This is a genomic window from Streptococcus ferus DSM 20646, from assembly GCF_000372425.1.
GTDB lineage: Bacteria > Bacillota > Bacilli > Lactobacillales > Streptococcaceae > Streptococcus > Streptococcus ferus.
In genome coordinates this window covers 1-18,362 of the sequence record NZ_AQVD01000002.1, presented here as the reverse complement: position 1 = coordinate 18,362, position 18,362 = coordinate 1, and the positions used below count along the sequence as shown (strand labels likewise).

General features: G+C 43.7%; 13 protein-coding genes and 1 pseudogene. 13 read left to right on the top strand and 1 reads right to left on the bottom strand.

Annotation, left to right across the window (positions count from 1 at the left end; translation table 11 throughout):
* Positions 1 to 7 precede the first annotated feature (7 nt).
* The 4 genes and pseudogenes from A3GY_RS0103015 to A3GY_RS0103000 form a co-directional block, all read left to right on the top strand.
* Entirely contained in the window at positions 8 to 1,747 is a 1,740-nt protein-coding gene (locus tag A3GY_RS0103015) for an ABC transporter ATP-binding protein (protein WP_018029928.1), read from the top strand.
* 4 nt (positions 1,748 to 1,751) lie between these two features.
* The gene (locus A3GY_RS0103010; RefSeq protein ID WP_018029927.1) at positions 1,752 to 3,524 is read left to right on the top strand and encodes an ABC transporter ATP-binding protein; all 1,773 of its coding nucleotides are present in this window, start codon (positions 1,752 to 1,754) and stop codon (positions 3,522 to 3,524) included.
* Between the two features lie 65 nt (positions 3,525 to 3,589).
* Positions 3,590 to 4,510, top strand: a complete 921-nt coding sequence (locus A3GY_RS0103005) for an AEC family transporter (RefSeq protein ID WP_018029926.1) — start codon at positions 3,590 to 3,592, stop codon at positions 4,508 to 4,510.
* Between the two features lie 252 nt (positions 4,511 to 4,762).
* Positions 4,763 to 9,136 (top strand): annotated as a pseudogene (locus tag A3GY_RS0103000) (glycoside hydrolase family 70 protein); the annotation flags it as partial.
* 122 nt (positions 9,137 to 9,258) lie between these two features.
* Here A3GY_RS0103000 and A3GY_RS0102995 read toward each other — a convergent pair.
* Complete coding sequence (locus A3GY_RS0102995) at positions 9,259 to 9,768, bottom strand: HdeD family acid-resistance protein (protein WP_018029924.1); 510 nt, start codon at positions 9,766 to 9,768, stop codon at positions 9,259 to 9,261.
* A gap of 138 nt (positions 9,769 to 9,906) precedes the next feature.
* Between A3GY_RS0102995 and gloA the strand changes: the two genes are divergently transcribed.
* From gloA to A3GY_RS0102945, 9 genes are all read left to right on the top strand, one after another.
* A complete protein-coding gene (gene gloA, locus A3GY_RS0102990; protein ID WP_018029923.1) occupies positions 9,907 to 10,278 on the top strand; it encodes a lactoylglutathione lyase in 372 nt (123 codons plus the stop codon).
* A gap of 138 nt (positions 10,279 to 10,416) precedes the next feature.
* On the top strand, positions 10,417 to 11,766 hold the full coding sequence (gene gdhA, locus A3GY_RS0102985) for an NADP-specific glutamate dehydrogenase (protein WP_018029922.1): 1,350 nt from the start codon (positions 10,417 to 10,419) through the stop codon (positions 11,764 to 11,766).
* 347 nt (positions 11,767 to 12,113) lie between these two features.
* A complete protein-coding gene (locus A3GY_RS10225; RefSeq protein ID WP_111703017.1) occupies positions 12,114 to 12,452 on the top strand; it encodes a GNAT family N-acetyltransferase in 339 nt (112 codons plus the stop codon).
* 174 nt (positions 12,453 to 12,626) lie between these two features.
* Positions 12,627 to 13,091 (top strand): MarR family winged helix-turn-helix transcriptional regulator, encoded by a 465-nt coding sequence (locus A3GY_RS0102970; protein WP_018029919.1) that lies wholly within the window; start codon positions 12,627 to 12,629, stop codon positions 13,089 to 13,091.
* Positions 13,075 to 14,877: an ABC transporter ATP-binding protein gene (locus A3GY_RS0102965; RefSeq protein ID WP_018029918.1), complete on the top strand. Its 1,803-nt coding sequence runs from the start codon at positions 13,075 to 13,077 to the stop codon at positions 14,875 to 14,877. Before A3GY_RS0102970 ends, A3GY_RS0102965 begins: the two co-directional genes overlap by 17 nt.
* The gene (locus A3GY_RS0102960; RefSeq protein WP_018029917.1) at positions 14,867 to 16,624 is read left to right on the top strand and encodes an ABC transporter ATP-binding protein; all 1,758 of its coding nucleotides are present in this window, start codon (positions 14,867 to 14,869) and stop codon (positions 16,622 to 16,624) included. The genes A3GY_RS0102965 and A3GY_RS0102960 overlap by 11 nt, the downstream gene beginning before the upstream one ends.
* A 195-nt stretch (positions 16,625 to 16,819) precedes the next feature.
* The gene (tpx, locus tag A3GY_RS0102955) at positions 16,820 to 17,299 is read left to right on the top strand and encodes a thiol peroxidase (protein WP_018029916.1); all 480 of its coding nucleotides are present in this window, start codon (positions 16,820 to 16,822) and stop codon (positions 17,297 to 17,299) included.
* Between the two features lie 148 nt (positions 17,300 to 17,447).
* Positions 17,448 to 17,846: a DUF1310 family protein gene (locus A3GY_RS0102950; RefSeq protein ID WP_018029915.1), complete on the top strand. Its 399-nt coding sequence runs from the start codon at positions 17,448 to 17,450 to the stop codon at positions 17,844 to 17,846.
* A gap of 2 nt (positions 17,847 to 17,848) precedes the next feature.
* Positions 17,849 to 18,362: Mbeg1-like protein (locus tag A3GY_RS0102945; protein WP_018029914.1), on the top strand; the 514-nt coding region annotated here is incomplete at its 3' end.

Below are 18,362 nucleotides of genomic sequence, written 5' to 3'. Positions count from 1 at the left end.
GGATGTTATGAAACTCATCTGGTCTTATTTAAAAAAATACCCGAAATGGCTGATATTAGATATCTTTGGCGGCTTTTTCATTGTAGTGGTTAATTTAGGACTGCCGACTGTTTTAGCGCGTATGATTGATCAGGGGCTGACAAAGAATGACGAGCCTGCTCTTTATTTTTGGACCTGGGTCATGTTTGCGGTTGTGCTTGCTGGTATTCTTGGCCGTATTGTTTTGATTTATGCAGCCGGTAAATTGACAACAAGCATGATCAAGGATATGCGTAATGACATGTATGACAAGCTTCAGGAATACTCACATCACGAATATGAGCAGATTGGCGTGTCTTCTTTGGTGACGCGCATGACCAGCGATGCCTTTGTTCTCATGCAGTTTGCAGAACAAGCCTTACGTCTGGGAATCGTCACGCCTATGATGATGCTCTTTAGTGTGGTTATGATTTTACTGACCAGTCCGTCTTTGGCTTGGATCGTTGCCGTGTCCATTCCTTTTTTGATTGTTGTGGTCTGGTATGTGGCTGTCAAAACCCGTCCTATCTCAGAAAAGCAACAAGCGACATTGGATAAACTCAATCAGTATGTCCGTGAGAACCTAACAGGCTTGCGTGTGATTCGTGCCTTTGCCCGTGAAGCGTTTCAGGAGCAACGCTTTGAAGAAAAAAACGCGCTTTATGCGGATACGTCAAAACGCCTGTTCATTCTGACGGGGCTGACCGAACCTTTCTTTGTTCAGATTATCATTGCCATGATTGTGGCCATTGTTTGGTTTGCTTTGGATCCGTTAGCCAAGGGACAGCTGCAGATTGGTGATGTGGTTGCTTTTATTGAGTACAGTTTCCATGCGCTGTTTTCCTTCCTCATATTTGCCAATCTCTTTACCATGTATCCTAAGATGGCAGTTTCCAGTCAACGGATTGAAGAAGTGATGACTTTGCCTATTTCCATCAATCCCAACGAAGATGGCATTAAAGAAACGAAGACCAGAGGTTATTTAGAGTTTGATAATGTGACGTTTGCCTATCCGGGGGAGACAGAAAGTCCTGTCCTGCATAATATCAGCTTCAAGACAAAACCGGGTGAGACGATTGCTTTTATCGGTTCAACAGGCTCAGGCAAGTCCTCGCTTGTCAACCTGATTCCCCGTTTTTACGATGTGACCTTAGGAAGAATCCTAGTGGATGGCGTTGATGTCAGAGATTATCATGTCAAGGCTCTGCGTTCGAAGATTGGCTTTATCCCACAGAAGGCTCTCTTGTTTACCGGAACCATCGGTGACAACCTAAAATATGGTAAGGAAGATGCCAGTCTGTCTGAATTAGAAGAGGCGGCTGATGTTTCTCAGGCTAAGGAGTTTATTGACAGCAGGGAGGAAGGCTTTGAAGCCCATCTGGCCGAAGGGGGCAGCAATCTGTCTGGTGGTCAGAAGCAGCGTTTATCTATTGCCAGAGCCGTGATTAAACGGCCTGATATCTTTATTTTTGATGATTCCTTTTCAGCCTTGGATTATAAAACCGATGCTATTTTAAGGCGACGCCTCAAAAGCATCACTCAAGATGCGACGGTTTTAATTGTCGCTCAGCGCGTGGGAACCATTATGGACGCTGATCAGATTATTGTCTTGGATCAGGGAGAAATTGTGGGTCGCGGCACTCATGAGGAATTGGTGGCAACAAATCCAATCTATCGTGAAATCGCCAATTCTCAGCTTAATAGCCAACACTTGCAGGAAGAGGGGTGAGTCCATGAAGGAAAAAAATGTCTTTTTAAGAACCTGGTCTTATCTGAGACCCTACAAAGTTTCTCTGCTATTGGCAGTCTTTCTGAAGGCTCTGACATCTCTAATGAGTGTTTTGGAGCCGTTTATCTTGGGTCTGGCAATCACTGAACTGACCAAGAACTTACTAGCGATGGCGCAGGGGCTGCCAGGAGCTCAGATTAACACCCCTTATATCTTCTGGATTCTCTTGCTTTATTTTACCCGGGCTCTCTTTTATGAGATTGGCTCTTATGGTTCTAACTATTTTATGACTAAGGCTGTTCAGGCCTCTATCAAAGACCTGCGGCATGATTTGAGCTTGAAAATCAATCGTATGCCCATCTCTTATTTTGACCGGCATCAGTTTGGAGATATGCTGGGACGCTTCACCAATGACGTCGAGACCGTTTCAAATGCGCTACAGCAGAGTTTTCTCCAAATCATCAATGCTGTGTTGACCTTGATTTTAGTGGTTGGCATGGTACTCTACCTCAATCTTCAGCTGGCCATGATTGTGATCATCAGTATTCCGGCAACTTATTTCAGTGCTCGCTTTATCCTGAGCAAGTCTCAGCCTTATTTTAAAAAACAGGCAAATGTCCTTGGGGATATGAATGGATTTGTCCAGGAGAATCTGACTGGCTTTAATGTCCTTAAACTTTATGGACGGGAAGAACGTTCTAGCAAGGAATTTCAGAAAATCACTTCTGAATTGCAAGAAGTTGGTTTTAAGGCTAGTTTCATCTCTGGAATAATGATGCCAGTCCTGCATGCTATTTCAGATATGGCTTACCTCTTGGTTGCCTTTTTCGGAGGCTTACAGGTTTTGTCTGGGACTTTAACGATTGGTAACATGCAGGCATTTGTCCAGTATATCTGGCAGGTTGGTCAGCCTATTCAGACCATCACCCAGCTGGCAGGTGTTTTGCAGAGTGCCAAGTCATCTCTGGAGCGGATTTTCCAAGTCTTGGACGAAGCCGATGAGATTTCTCAAGTGAGGGAGGAGTTGTCAGAAGATCTGACAGGCCAAGTTTCTTTTAAAAATGTCTCTTTTCAGTACGTTGAAGACAAGTCTTTGATTCGAGAGTTTAATCTAGATGTTGAACCGGGGCAGATGATTGCCATTGTCGGTCCGACAGGAGCCGGAAAAACAACCCTTATCAATCTGTTGATGCGCTTTTACGATGTCACCTCAGGCGCCATCACCGTGGATGGACATGATATTCGCCATCTCTCCCGTCAAGCCTATCGCTCTCAGTTCGGTATGGTGCTGCAGGATGCTTGGCTTTACGAAGGCAGTATCAAGGACAATCTTCGTTTCGGAAATCTGCAGGCGACTGATGAGGAAATTATTGAGGCAGCCAAGGCAGCTAATGTTGATCATTTTATTCGGACGCTTCCGGGCGGCTATCAAATGGAAATGAATCAGGAGTCAAGCAATATTTCCTTAGGACAAAAGCAGCTCTTGACCATTGCGCGAGCCCTCTTGGCCAACCCTAAAATTTTGATTCTCGACGAGGCGACGTCTTCGGTGGATACGCGCTTGGAGCTGCTGATTCAAAAAGCCATGAAGCGTCTGATGGAAGGGCGGACATCTTTTGTCATTGCTCACCGTCTGTCGACAATTCAGGAGGCAGATAAAATTCTAGTCCTCAAAGACGGTCAGATTATTGAACAGGGAAACCATCAAAGTCTCTTAGAAGCTCAAGGGTTTTACTATGATCTCTATATGAGCCAGTTCAGTCAGAAAGAGGCTTAATTGCAAGAAGCACCAGATATCCGGTGCTTCTTATGTTATAATAAAGGCTATCAAGGGAGGATGTCATGACGATTGCCGCATTGGTATTTCAAAAACTACTGGTTTTATTTGCTTTAATGTTGTTGGGGCTTTATTTTGCTCATCAAAAGATTTTTAGCAAGGAAGTGACGTTTCAGCTATCTAAGCTCTTGACACGCTTTGTAGCGCCAAGTTTGTTTGTGTCTTCCTTCGTGGCACAAGATTTTTCTTGGCAGCGTTTGGGACTTCTTGGTATCATGATAGGGGCAGCCTTTGTTCTTTTGTTGGTGAGAATTCCGATCGTCAACTTCCTTTTGCCTAAGCACCGCAACACGGACCAATACGCCACCCTCTTTGCTAATGTTGGTTTTATGGGAACACCTTTAGCTTATGCTGTTGGCGGAGCCGATGCTGTCTTTTTCATTTCGGGCTTTGTTGTCGCCAACCAGTGCATGCAGTGGACCTATGGCCTTTACCTCATTTCGCAGGACCGAAAGGTGATTAACTGGAAATCCTTGATTGTCAATCCTGCGGTTATCGGAACAGCAGTGGGGCTGAGTCTTTTTATGCTTCCCTTTCAGCTGCCAGCTGTCTTAAGTGACACTATTGATTCTTTTGCCCTTCTCAATACTCCCTTGTCAACCTTGGTACTTGGTTCTTATTTTTACAAGACCAGCTTCAAGGAACTTTTCTTATATAAACCAGCTTATTACACCGCTTTTCTGCGTCTTATCGTGACCTCACTAATTAGTATTATGATGATTGCCTTTTTACCAGTAGGCTCTCATGATCTCAAACTAGCCTTGACCATTGCCTCGATTTCACCGACAGCCTTAAATGCGGCTCTCCTCAGTCAAGTATATGGCGGTGACTACGAATATGGTTCGAGACTTGTTCTTTTAACAACCGTCTTATCTCTCATCAGTATTCCTTTGCTGATGGCTTTGGCAGATATTCTGTACTTATAAGACTGATAAAATTGTTTTTATTCCAAAGAGCCTTTTTGGCTCTTTTTTGTGGTATTTATGGTTTGAATCATCAAAACAAATCTAACCTTTAATGACAGTTTGATGACAATAACGAAAAGAAAGGCCTTTGAAAGCTATTTTGGGCTTTTTTTGACGCCAAATAGCAACAAAGTCTATAAAATGTTACGGAAACGATACACTATTTATAATCAATCCAATTTATAATGTGGGTGTAGAAAAGGAGGATTCTTTATGGAAAAGAAAATAATCTACAAACTTAGGAAAGTTAAAAAACATTGGGTGACTATCGCAGTCGCTTCCAGTGTGGTGGTTTTAGGATCCGGTCTAAGCTCGACGGTCCTAGCTGATACCGATCCGAATCAAGTGACCACGACCAGTCAGGTCAGCTCGTCAAGAACAGAGGCTGTCAGCTCCAGCACTGAGGCGGAAACGACAACTCAGACGGTCACCACGGAGGCGCAAACCACATCAAGTAGTCAGGCCAGTACCACTGAATCATCGGCTACTTTAAGTACTCAAGCCAGTAGGACAGCCTCCAGCCAAGCGCAGACCAGTACCACTAGTCAGACAGCTGCAGCGGTTAGTGCGACTGAGTCATTGCTTAATATCCCAAATGTTAAACAGATCGATGGTAAATATTACTACATCGGCGAGGATGGACAAGCTAAAAAGAATTTTGCCATTACTGTTGATGGAAAAACGCTTTACTTTGATAAGGAGACAGGTGCTGTAACAGATTCCTCTGCTTATCAGTTTACAGAAGGTTTATCTTCACTGGTTAACAACTATACGCCGCATAATCAGATTCTTTCTCTAGAATCCGCTAACTTAGAAACGGTTGACAATTACCTGACCGCCGATTCTTGGTACCGCCCTAAGGACATTTTGAAAGATGGTAAGGAGTGGGTTGCCTCCACAGAAAGTGATCTCAGACCCTTGCTCATGACTTGGTGGCCTGATAAGCAGACACAGGTGGCCTACCTTAATTATATGAATGATCAAGGTTTAGGAACAGGTGTGACCTATAATGTTGAGACCAGTCAAGAAAATTTAACCTTGGCTTCACAGCTTGTTCAGCAAAAAATTGAAGCTAAGATTTCTCAGGTGAAGGGGACTCAATGGCTGCGTGAGATCATGCTGAGCTTTGTTAAAAGTCAGGATAATTGGAATAACGCAACGGAATCAGACACCTCAGCAAGCTCAAAAGATCATTTGCAGGGCGGTGCCCTCCTTTACGAAAATAGTGATTTGACAGCTTATGCTAATTCAGACTATCGTCTCCTGAATCGCACACCGACCAGCCAGACAGGAGAGCAGAAGTATTTCGTTGACAACTCAATAGGTGGCTATGAATTCTTATTAGCCAATGACATTGATAACTCCAACCCTGCCGTACAGGCAGAACAGCTCAACTGGCTGCATTACCTGATGAATTTTGGGACAATTGTGGCCAATGATCCTGAAGCCAACTTTGACGGTGTTCGGGTAGATGCTGTCGATAATGTCAATGCAGACCTCTTGCAGATTGCTTCAGACTATTTCAAATCCTACTATGGAGTTGATAAGAGCGAGAGCAATGCCATCAATCACTTATCCATTTTGGAAGCCTGGTCCGACAACGATCCATACTACAATCAGGATACGAAAGGCGCTCAGCTGCCGATTGATAATAAATTGCGCCTATCTCTCTTGTACGCTTTGGCGCGTCCCTTAAGCGAGCGCAGCGGTCTAGAACCAACCATTACCAATAGCTTGAACGACCGTTCGGCAGAAGGCAAAAGCAGTGACCGTATGGCTAACTATATCTTCATTAGAGCCCATGACAGTGAGGTGCAGACTGTTATTGCCAAAATCATCAAGGATAATATCAATCCTAAGACCGATGGCTTGACCTTTACCCTAGATGAACTGAAACAGGCCTTTAAGATTTATAATGAAGATATGCGCCAGGCGGATAAGAAGTACACCCAGTTTAACATCCCAACGGCCTATGCCCTGATGCTGTCCAATAAGGATTCGATTACCCGTCTTTATTATGGAGATATGTACACGGACGATGGACAGTATATGGCGACCAAGTCTCCTTATTATGATGCGATTGATGCCCTGCTAAGAGCCCGTATCAAGTACGCTGCTGGCGGTCAGGACATGAAAATCACCTATGTTCAGGGAGATACTGCCAATATGGACTGGTCTTATAACGGTGTTCTAACGTCTGTCCGCTATGGTACTGGTGCCAATGAAGCAACAGACGCAGGAACAGCAGCAACTCGGACACAGGGAATGGGTGTCATTACCAGCAATAATCCTAGTCTGAAGTTGAATGCAACAGATCAAGTGGTTCTGGCCATGGGGAAAGCGCATGCCAATCAGGATTACCGTCCATTGGTGACAACAACAGCCAATGGCCTGTCCATCTATGCTACCGATGCAGAGACACCTAGCAGCTTAATCCGCCGTACAGATGCTAACGGTAACCTTGTCTTTACAGCCGCTGATATTCAGGGCTACAGCAATGTTCAGGTGTCAGGTTTCCTAGGTGTCTGGGTTCCTGTCGGAGCTAGTGAGGATCAGGATGTCCGCGTTGCAGCCAGTAATCAAGCTAATGCAGACGGTCAAGTTTACAATGCTTCAGCAGCCCTAGACTCTCAGCTCATCTACGAAGGCTTCTCAAACTTCCAAGACTTTGTCACAGACCCGTCTCAATACACCAATAAGAAGATTGTTGAAAATATCAATCTCTTCAAAGAGTGGGGCGTTACCTCGTTTGAACTTCCGCCTCAGTACGTGTCATCTGAAGACGGCTCATTCCTTGATGCCATCATCCTCAATGGTTATGCCTTTGAAGATCGCTACGACCTTGCGATGAGCAAGAATAACAAATACGGCTCCAAAGAAGATTTAATCAATGTGCTGAAAACCTTGCACCGAAATGGCATTCAGGCGATTGCTGACTGGGTTCCAGACCAAATTTATAATCTTCCTGGCAAAGAAGTCGTGACAGCAACACGTGTCAATAATTATGGCGTTTACCGTCAAGGATCAGAAATCAAGGACACACTCTATGTTGCCAATACCAAGTCAAGCGGCAGCGATTATCAAAGTCAGTATGGTGGCGCCTTCTTAGATGAACTTAAGGCTAAATACCCAGAAATCTTTGAACGAGTACAGATTTCAAATGGTCAGAAGATGCCGACAAACGAAAAAATCACCGAATGGGAAGCTAAGTATTTCAACGGAACCAATATCCTGGGCAGAGGGGCTTATTATGTTCTGGGAGATGGAGCGAGCGACCAATACTTCACCCTGAGCGATGACAAGAGCTATTTGCCAAAACAGCTGACGAATCAGGAGGCTAAGACAGGCTTTGTAAAAGACAGCAAAGGCATGACTTTCTACTCGACCAGCGGTTATCAGGCCAAGGCAGCCTTCGTTAAAGACGCTAAAGATAATTGGTATTACTTTGATCAAAATGGTTACATGGTTTATGGCAAGCAAGACATAGACGGTGAGACCTATTATTTCCTTTCTAATGGCGTTCAATTACGAAATGCTATCTTAGAAAATGCTGATGGCAGCAAGTTCTACTTTGGTAATCTGGGAGAACAATATAAGAACAACTATTATTCATTTGATAGTGCAGCAGGCACCAATTGGCGCTATTTCTTCAGTGACGGTCGTATGGCAGTTGGTCTTCAGACGATTAATGGCGTTACCCAGTATTTTGATGACAATGGTTTCCAGATTAAGGGACAGTGGGTAACAGACAAAGACGGCAAGAAACGCTATTTTGATGATAATTCTGGTACTATGGCGGCCAATCGCTTTGCCAACGACAGCGACGGCAACTGGTACTATGTCGGCAATGATGGCATTGTCCTGACAGGTCTCCAGACCATCAGCGGTTCAGTCTATTACTTTGGTGCTGATGGTAAACAGGTCAAGGGCGAGTTGGTCAGCCTGCCGAACAATGGCGGTCTGGTTTACTTTGACGCAGACTCAGGCGCTATTGTTTACAATCGTTTTGTCCAAGTAGGTGAAAGTTGGTACTATTTTGCTTCCAATGCCCGTGCTGTTACAGGCAGCCAGACCATCAACGGTCAAAAACTGTATTTCTACAGTGATGGCAAGCAGGCTAAAGGAGTCATTGTGACAATAGCTTCAGGACAAAAGACCTACTATGATGCAGACTCCGGAGAGCTGGCTGTTAATCGTTTTGTCGCTGACAGTCAGAATAACTGGTATTACTTTAACCAAAACGGCAATGCTGTCACAGGCAGTCAGACCATCAATGGTCAAAAACTGTATTTCTATAGCGACGGCAAACAAGCTAAAGGGGTCTTTATCACCGATGCGCAAGGCAATGTGACCTACTATGATGCCAATTCTGGAGAACTTAGAACCAACCGCTTTGAAGCAGACAGCAACGGCAACTGGTATTATCTCGGAGCGGACGGTAAGGCACTTAAAGGCAGCCAAACCATCAACGGTCAGAAACTCTTCTTTAACGATAAGGGAGTTCAGGTCAAAGGAGATGTGGCAACCGATGAAAGAGGTATTCTGCGTTATTATGACAAAGAGACAGGAAGTCTTGTCTATAATCGCCGTCGGGTAACACTTCCTAATGGTCGAGTCATTACGATTGACCGCAATGGCGTAGCTCGCTACTTGTAAGGAGACAAAAAAAACAGACGCTTTAGGCGTCTGTTTTTTGACTTAAATGGTTATTAAGAAGGCAGTCTAAAGGATAAGAATAGTGTTGAAATCCCAGCTGTGATAAAAAGAAGGGCAATAAAGCGACCGATTATAGCGGAGGACAAGATTGGCTGTGAGAGAAAAATCAGGCCGATTAAAATAGTGATAAGGGCTGACAGGATATGTCTATTGCCATTTGTCAGACCCGCCTGACGGAGGCGAAAACCAACCATGAGGCGTGTGATGCCAATAAAAACGGTCCAATAGGCCACGATGGTGAAGGCGATTTTTGTAATCGAGAAAATGGAACTGGACAAAAGCAGGAACCCTAAAAAGATGGAGATGAGGTATTGAATCAGTTGCCAGACATTTTTAGAGGTTTCATCTCGATTGAGGTAACTGACCACACCGACAATTCCAGAAATCAAGACAATCAGTCCCAGCAGCCAGCCCAGCCAGGCTACGGTCAGTAAGGGGTTGGTAAAAAGGTAGATTCCCAGCAAAAGAGCTAAGAGACCTACAACAAGTGTCAGATTTTTCATGAAACATCTCCTTAATCATCTAGATAAAACTTACCTATAAGAATAACAGAAAAAGCCCTAAAGTAAAAGCTTTTTTTACTTGTCAAAGGCAAAATTTTGGTCTATGATGAGTATATCATATCAAAAAGGAGTCATGTGATGAAAATGTTACATACCTGTATCCGTGTCAAGGATTTGGAGGCCTCTCTTGAGTTTTATACCAAGGCTTTTCCGCTCAAGGAAGTTCGCCGTAAGGATTTTCCCGATCACCAATTTACACTTGTTTTTCTCAAGACGCAAGGAGATGATTTTGAAATCGAACTGACCTATAACTACGGTCATGAAGGCTACGATCTGGGAAATGGCTATGGACATCTGGCAGTAGGTGTAGAAGACTTAGAAAAGAGCCATAGCGAACATCAGGCGGCGGGCTATACCGTTACGGACCTCAAAGGACTTCCGGGCTCTCAGCCCCACTATTATTTTGTAACCGATCCAGATGGCTACAAGGTGGAAGTCATCAGACTATAAGGAACTTAGGCGTGCTATCCTTAGCACGTCTTTCTTATTTTTTAGGAAAAAGTCTTGACAAGAATATTCTGAAAATTTATAATATTAAGGGTAATCTTAGATTGATTGCTAAAACAGCCGATACGGAGGATAAGATAGATGACAAAAGGCAGAGAGTATGTTGCTGGTGTGTTCGAAAAAGTGAAGGCCAACAACGCTCATGAAGCAGAATTTTTACAGGCAGTCGAAGAAGTATTTGAATCTTTGGTACCCGTCTTTGACAAATACCCTAAGTACATCGAAGAGAACTTATTGGAGCGCTTGGTTGAGCCGGAACGGATTATTTCCTTCCGTGTGCCATGGGTGGATGATCAAGGGCAAGTACAAGTCAACCGCGGTTACCGTGTACAGTTCTCATCCGCTATCGGTCCTTATAAGGGCGGTCTTCGTTTCCACCCATCAGTTAATCAGTCCATTATCAAATTCCTTGGGTTTGAACAAATCTTTAAGAACTCCTTGACAGGTCAGCCTATTGGCGGCGGTAAGGGAGGATCTAACTTTGATCCTAAAGGAAAATCAGACCAAGAAATCATGCGTTTCTGTCAAAGCTTTATGACTGAGCTGAGCAAGCATATCGGTGCAGATACAGATGTTCCTGCGGGTGATATTGGTGTCGGCGGACGCGAAATCGGCTATCTCTACGGTCAATACAAACGTCTTCGTAACGAATATACCGGTGTTTTGACAGGTAAAGGCTTGACTTATGGCGGTTCTCTGACCCGTACAGAAGCGACAGGTTACGGTGCTGTTTACTTTGCAGAACAAATGCTTAAAGCGCGCGGTGAAGACTTTGCCGGCAAGACAGCCATTGTTTCTGGATCAGGAAATGTAGCTATCTATGCGACAGAAAAGCTTCACCAGTTAGGGGCTAAGGTTGTTGCGGTATCTGATTCATCAGGTTATATTTACGATGAAAATGGCATCGATCTGGATACCTTGAAGCAGCTGAAAGAAGTGGAACGCGCCCGTATTGTGAAGTATACGGAACACCATCCGAGTGCTGTCTTTACACCAGCAGGCGGCCCTTCTATCTGGACCATCGAAGCTGACCTTGCTTTCCCATGCGCTACTCAAAATGAACTCAATGAAGAAGACGCTAAAACACTGGCGGCTAACGGCTGTATCGCAGTTGCCGAAGGTGCCAATATGCCTTCAACCCTTGAAGCGATTGCTGTTTTCCATAAGGAAGGTATCTCCTTCGGTCCTGCCAAGGCTGCCAATGCAGGCGGTGTGGCTGTCTCTGCCCTTGAAATGGCTCAAAACAGTCAGCGGACGCCTTGGACCTTCGAAGAAGTGGATGCCAAACTTTACGGTATCATGAAAGACATCTATGAAAATGCAGCGGCAGCAGCTCAAGAATTTGGCCAAGAAGGCAATCTTGTACTGGGTGCTAACGTTGCAGGCTTCCTCAAAGTTGCCGAAGCCATGTCAGCGCAAGGTGTTGTTTAAGTTGTTCTCCAATAAGATAAAAGAAGCCTAAGGCTTCTTTTTTTATTTAAGCAGACGTCTAATTGTCATCGCTACAACAATCTATCATTTAGATGTTATTGACTTGCCTAAGGTTGACTGCTTGTGATATGATTTTGATGGAAATGACTCGATTATAGTTAACGAAAAATACAGTATCAGCGTTTGGGGTGGAACTAATGATAGACCAACTATTGCAATTTATGACTGGAGACATAAGTAACGAGGAGTCTATATTTTTTCGACAAAAGGAGAAAAGGGATGATTGTTTACAAAAAAGTCACCAGTCAGGAGCTGGAAGCTGTTAAAGACATCTACGCTGAAGCAAATTGGCTATCTTATTTAACAGACGACAACCACAATTAGCGCGTGCCTTTGACCATTCTCTCTATCTTTTAGGGGCATATCACAAGGACGTTTTAGTAGGCTTTGTCCGCTGTATTGGTGATGGAGAATATATGGTACTTGTTCAAGATTTGATTGTGAAAAAGCATTTCAGCAACAAGGGATTGGCAGCACCCCTTTTTCAAAAAGTCTGGGATCAGTTTTCCCATGTCAGAATGTTTCATGTTGTTACAGATTTAGAAGACCCCGTAGACAACCATTTTTACCAGTTATTTGCGATGAAAAAGTTGTCGGAAGGGCATATGATTTCATATTTCAGGTAAAAGGACTTTTAGGCAAGTCCTTTTTATGTGTCGTGAAAACCGTAGGTGGTTTAGGATTGGATTCTTTAAGAGTGAAAAAAGTTCTCATGAGAACTTTTTTTCTTGACATGAGGGGAGAAAGTGATAGAATACTCTTAGCGAAAAAAGGTTCTCATGAGAACAAAAGGAGATTGTATGGTAAATCCACTGCAAATGCTGAGAGGTTTTGTGAAGGAAGTTGAGCAGTTTTTGGATCATCAGGCTAAGATTCACGGTGTTGAGCATCTAGGAGGACCCCAAGGGCTGGTCATCACCTATCTCTTAAGCCATCAAGAGACCCAGCTATCCATCAAGGATATCGAAAAGATGCTGGAGACCTCTAAATCGGTCACTTCAAACCTAATCAAGCGAATGGAAAAAAATGGTTTTATCAGGGTTTGTCCCTCTCAGGCAGATAAGCGGGTCAAATATCTTGTCTTAACCGATTATGGTGTGGAGAAAGCTAAGAAATTTCAAGTCTTTAAGGACCATGTTCATGAATTGTTGGGCAGGAACCTAAGTCCAGAGGATTTTGAAACAGTCAGGCGCGTCATTCTGCAGCTGAAAGAAAATATCAGGCAGGAACAGTTGAAGGGAGAAGAGAATGCTGAAGATTTTTAAACGATTAAATACCAAAGAATGGGGGATGGTTCTGCTCAGTACACTTTTAGTGGGACTGGCTGTTTGGATGGACCTCAAAACCCCTGAATACATGTCAGATATTACAACCCTGCTTCAAACCAAGGGGACAAAGGTATCTGATATTATGGATCCAGGCTCCAAGATGCTCCTCTTTTCATTTGGCAGCTTTTTCACCTCGGTTTTAGTTGGTTTTCTTGCAGCTAGAACAGCGGCCAGCTTTACCACTCGTTTGCGGTCTGATATTTTTCATCAGGTCATGGATTACTCAGAGGCGGAGGTCAAGCGCTTTTCAATCCCTAGTCTCTTGACACGGACAACGAATGATTTAACCCAGCTCCAACTGTTAATTACGATGGGGATGCAGGTGGTGACCAAAGGGCCAATCATGGCAATTTGGGCCATGACCAAAATCTGGGGTAAAAGCAGTGAATGGACGATGTCTGTTGGGGTTGCTGTTTTTATCGTAATGATTCTTTTAAGTGTTTTGCTTTTTGTTGCTTTTCCTAAACAGCGCAAGGTACAGGGACTAACAGATGCTCTTAATGCTATTACAAGAGAATCCTTGACAGGGGTTCGTGTCGTTCGTGCTTATAATGCCGAAGATTATCAGGACAATAAATTTAAGGCTGCCAATGACAATTTGACGAGGCTTAACCTCTTTGTTTACCGTCTCATGTCTTTGATGAATCCAGTCATGACCTTGGTTTCGAGTGGTCTGACCTTAGCCATCTATTGGATAGGGGCCTACCTGATTAATGATGTCAAGATTCCTCAAACCAGCATGGCTGCTGCAGCCTCAGCGATAAAAGACAGAGTATCCGTCTTTAGCGATATGGTTGTTTTCTCTTCTTATGCCATGCAGGTCGTCATCGGCTTTATGATGATGGTGGCTATCTTTATCATTCTTCCGAGAGCCTTGGTTTCTGCTAAGCGGATCAATGAAGTCTTGGATCTAGAACCTTCTGTCATCTTTAGAGCATCATCTGCGACAGAAGATGGGCAGACAGGAGAAATTGAATTTCACGATGTTTCTTTTCGTTATAGTAAAAATTCACGTGCGGTTATTGAGCATGTTTCGTTCAAAGCTGAGGCAGGTCAGACGGTTGCCTTTATCGGATCTACTGGATCTGGTAAGTCAACCTTGGTTAATTTAATTCCGCGTTTTTACGATGTGACGGAAGGAAAAATTTTAGTGGATGGGGTTAATGTGAAAGATTATTCTCATCAGGATTTGAATGATAAAGTCGGTTATATCCCTCAAAAAGCAGTTCTCTTTAGCGGTACGGTCAGATCGAACATGACCTTTGGCCAAAGTAAAGCCTCTCCTTTGACAGATGAGGCGATTTGGCAGGCTCTTGAATTGGCACAAGCCAAAGACTTTATTGAAGCCAAAGAAGAGGGGCTGGACAGTCCTGTGGCTCAGTCCGGTTCTAACTTTTCCGGCGGTCAGAAACAGAGATTGGCCATCGCCAGAGCCCTTGCCCGCAAACCTGAGATTCTGATTTTCGATGATTCCTTCTCGGCGCTTGATTACAAGACGGATCGCCTGCTCCGTCAAACTTTGGCTGAGGAAACGAAAGATATGACAAAATTGATCGTGGCTCAGCGAATTTCAACCATTATGGATGCAGATCAGATCTTAGTCTTAGACCAAGGGAAGGTTGTTGGTCAGGGAACCCATAAAGAATTGCTTGAAAGCAATGCTATTTATCAGGAAATTGCTTACTCACAATTATCTAAGGAGGAGTTGGACAATGAAAACTAAAAAGACAAGATCACTATTAGGTCAGATGGCTCCTTACTTAAAGGGTTACAAGGCAGCTTTTGGCCTGGCCCTTATCTTTACGGCGATTTCAAGTGTTATTACTGTTCTGGGACCAGACCGTCTTAAGGAGATGACCGATACCATTACAAAAGGGCTTCAAGGCACAATTGATCTGGACAAAATTGCCAGTATTGCCTTGACCTTGGCCATGCTCTACATTGGTGGCGCCCTTGTTTCTTATATTGCTAGCTTCATTGTATCAACTCTGATTCAACAGTTTTCACAACGGCTGCGAAATGCCATTGCCGATAAAATCAATAGGGTTCCGCTTCGCTACTTTGACAGCCATTCTCAAGGGGATACGCTGTCGCGGGTAACCAACGATGTGGATTTGATGACCCAGTCTTTCAACCAAAGTTTGGTCACCATGACCTCCTCTATTGTCCTTTTGATTGGCTCTGTTTTCATGATGATTAAGACAAATGGCAGTCTGGCAGCAACAGCAATTATTTCTGTTTTTGCCGGCTTTGCCCTTAGCAGTATTATCATGGTGAGAAGTCAGCCTCTCTTTAAGCGTCAGCAGGCTAATCTTGCTGAAATCAGCGGTTTTGTGGAGGAAATTTATTCAGGTCATAACGTGGTTAGCAGTTACAATGCCCGTCAGCAAAGCAAGGATACATTTGAGTCTCTTAATCAGAAGCTTTACGCCAGTATGTGGAAGTCTCAATTCTTTTCAGGTATTATGATGCCCATGATGCAGTTCATCGGAAATTTTGGCTATGTTATGGTTTGTATTGTTGGTGCCAGTCTGGCGATTGAGGGGGATATTACCATTGGGACGATTGTAGCCTTTATGACTTATGTTCGTATTTTCACTCAACCAATTTCTCAGATTGCTCAAGGGATTACCCAGTTGCAGTCGGCCAATGCTGCTATGGGACGTGTGTTTGAATTCCTAGGAGAGGAAGAAATGGAAGCAGAGGATCAAAAAAGTCAGCAGCTTGACAAGGTGGAAGGTCTGGTTGACTTTGAGAATGTTTCCTTTGGCTATGATCCGAACAAAACCATTATTCACGACTTTACCGCTCAGGCTAAGCCTGGTCAGAAAGTTGCGATTGTCGGTCCAACGGGAGCCGGTAAGACCACTATCGTCAATCTGTTAATGCGCTTTTATGAGATTGATACCGGTAAAATCGCGATTGATGGGGTCAATATTCATGACATGAAGCGCGAAGAAGTACATGATGCCTTTTCAATGGTACTTCAGGATACCTGGCTTTTTGAAGGAACGGTCAAAGAGAATTTAATCTTTAATCAAGAAGGTATCAGTGATGATCAAGTGGAAAGGGCGGCGAAGGCTGTCGGAGTACATCATTTCATCAAGACCCTTCCTCAGGGCTATGATACGGTCTTGGATGATTCGGTTAGCTTATCAGTTGGTCAGAAACAGTTAATGACGATTGCCCGTGCCTTGCTGAAAAACGCTCCTTTACTGATTTTGGATGAAGCGACTTCTTCGGTTGATACGAGAACGGAAGAATTGATTCAAAAAGCCATGGATAAACTGATGGAAGGACGTACCTCCTTTGTCATTGCCCACCGCCTGTCGACTATCAGAAACGCTGATTTAATCCTTGTCATGAAAGACGGTAATATCATTGAACAGGGAAATCATGAAGAGCTGATGGCTCAGAACGGTTTTTATGCTGACTTGTATAATAGTCAGTTTACAGAAGAGGCAGCCTAAGAGAGAAGCATAATTTTCACTCAGGTCTGTCAGCTGATTACAGGCTTATCTAAAGAGGCTGGAACCTTTTACCCAGTCTCTTTTTTGGTAGTTTATCCGCTGTCAGCTGATTTACGATTTTTTTCACAATCAAATGGTTTGGCAGGCCGATATGATTTGGTTTACAATGAATGTAAGCATAAAGGAGGCTGACATATGGCTACATTCAAAGGTTCACCCATTACTTTAGAAGGCAATCGTTTAGCGGTCGGAGATTTGGCACCAGATTTTCTCCTGACAGCACCCGATTTGAGTAAGAAGCGCTTGACTGATTTTGAAGGTCCCAAAATCATCAGTGTCGTACCGTCTATTGATACAGGTGTCTGTGATGCGCAAACGCGACGTTTCAATGAAGCTTTGGCTGATAGTGGAGTTGCTGTGATTACAGTCTCGGTTGATCTCCCCTTTGCTCAGAAGCGTTGGTGTGCTGCGGCCGGTCTTGACCACGTGAGCATTTTATCGGATTATTTTGACCATTCCTTTGCTGAGGCTTACGGGGTATGGATTAAGGAACTGCACCTGTTGGCGCGTGCAGTCTTTGTCCTTGATGAGACCAATCAGATTAGTTATGTGGAGTACTTGGATGAAATGTCTCAGCACCCTGATTACGACGCCGCTCTTGAGGCAGTCAAATAGTTTAAAAAAAACCACAGTCTTGTGGTTTTTGTTATTCTATCGCCCGATTGTTTATTTAATTTAGATATATAGATTTTAGGATAGTTATGCTATACTATGAGGTAAGACATTGTCTTACTTGATAGGCTAACATAAAGGAGCTAAAGTAATGAGTAAGAAAGTAAAAATTATTCTGGCTGTTATTGCCACAGTCGTTATCACAATTGGAGGAGGAATAGCCTACATGCAGCACAGAGAACATGAGAAAATGGTTGCTATTGCCACTAGCCCAGAGGCGAGGAAGGTTTATGAGGACTATTTGAAGAATGAAGACCCTAATGCATTTACTGGTGAAGGATTTATCCATTCTTATCAAGTAGAAAAAAGTTCTTTGGACTATAATCCCATGGGGGGGCTAATGGTTACATTAATTATCAATGAAGATAAAAAAATGGATGTAGGCCTAAATTTAATCGAAAATGAAGATGGGACATACTATTCAGCTTATTATACAAGTTCTCCCAAGTTTTGGAAAACTCAAGAAAAATACTATGGAAAGGAGGAATAGAGGTGAAAGACAAATATTTGAACGAGGATAATCTTCAAATTGCTATGACTGAGTATCAGCCGAATATGGATAAGGTTGAGCGTCGAGTCCAGACTGAATATGGTAAAACTGTAGGTTATGTTTCTAAAGTCTACGACAATACTTCTGGCGCTGGCGAGCAGGTCTATGCGGTAGTAGACAATCTCAATCAAAAGCCTAGTGAGGTTGAGGAAGTGACGGTTCTCTTCCGAGGGTCTGCAGGTCCGGACAAAGTGCTGACAGAGGATTTTCGGAATGACTGGCTGGAAAACGATATGGTTCTGGCTAATCGTATCTGGACAGAAGAAAAAACACCCTATCCGCGGAACTATGACCAGTCAACTGCCCAATTACGAGCAGCCTCAGATGCCTTGAATAAGATTATGAAAACCTATCCCAATGCCAAGGTCAATCTTTACGGTCATTCCCTAGGCTCGATGAATGCCCAGTACGCCATGGCTAATTTATCCGAAAAAGCCCTCAACCGTGTCAATAGTG

Coding starts and splice junctions, on each gene's coding strand:
- A3GY_RS0103015 (WP_018029928.1), top strand. CDS start 8: ATGAAACTCATCTGGTCTTATTTAAAAAAATACCCGAAATGGCTGATA.
- A3GY_RS0103010 (WP_018029927.1), top strand. CDS start 1,752: ATGAAGGAAAAAAATGTCTTTTTAAGAACCTGGTCTTATCTGAGACCC.
- A3GY_RS0103005 (WP_018029926.1), top strand. CDS start 3,590: ATGACGATTGCCGCATTGGTATTTCAAAAACTACTGGTTTTATTTGCT.
- A3GY_RS0102995 (WP_018029924.1), bottom strand. CDS start 9,768: ATGAAAAATCTGACACTTGTTGTAGGTCTCTTAGCTCTTTTGCTGGGA.
- gloA (WP_018029923.1), top strand. CDS start 9,907: ATGAAAATGTTACATACCTGTATCCGTGTCAAGGATTTGGAGGCCTCT.
- gdhA (WP_018029922.1), top strand. CDS start 10,417: ATGACAAAAGGCAGAGAGTATGTTGCTGGTGTGTTCGAAAAAGTGAAG.
- A3GY_RS0102970 (WP_018029919.1), top strand. CDS start 12,627: ATGGTAAATCCACTGCAAATGCTGAGAGGTTTTGTGAAGGAAGTTGAG.
- A3GY_RS0102965 (WP_018029918.1), top strand. CDS start 13,075: ATGCTGAAGATTTTTAAACGATTAAATACCAAAGAATGGGGGATGGTT.
- A3GY_RS0102960 (WP_018029917.1), top strand. CDS start 14,867: ATGAAAACTAAAAAGACAAGATCACTATTAGGTCAGATGGCTCCTTAC.
- tpx (WP_018029916.1), top strand. CDS start 16,820: ATGGCTACATTCAAAGGTTCACCCATTACTTTAGAAGGCAATCGTTTA.
- A3GY_RS0102950 (WP_018029915.1), top strand. CDS start 17,448: ATGAGTAAGAAAGTAAAAATTATTCTGGCTGTTATTGCCACAGTCGTT.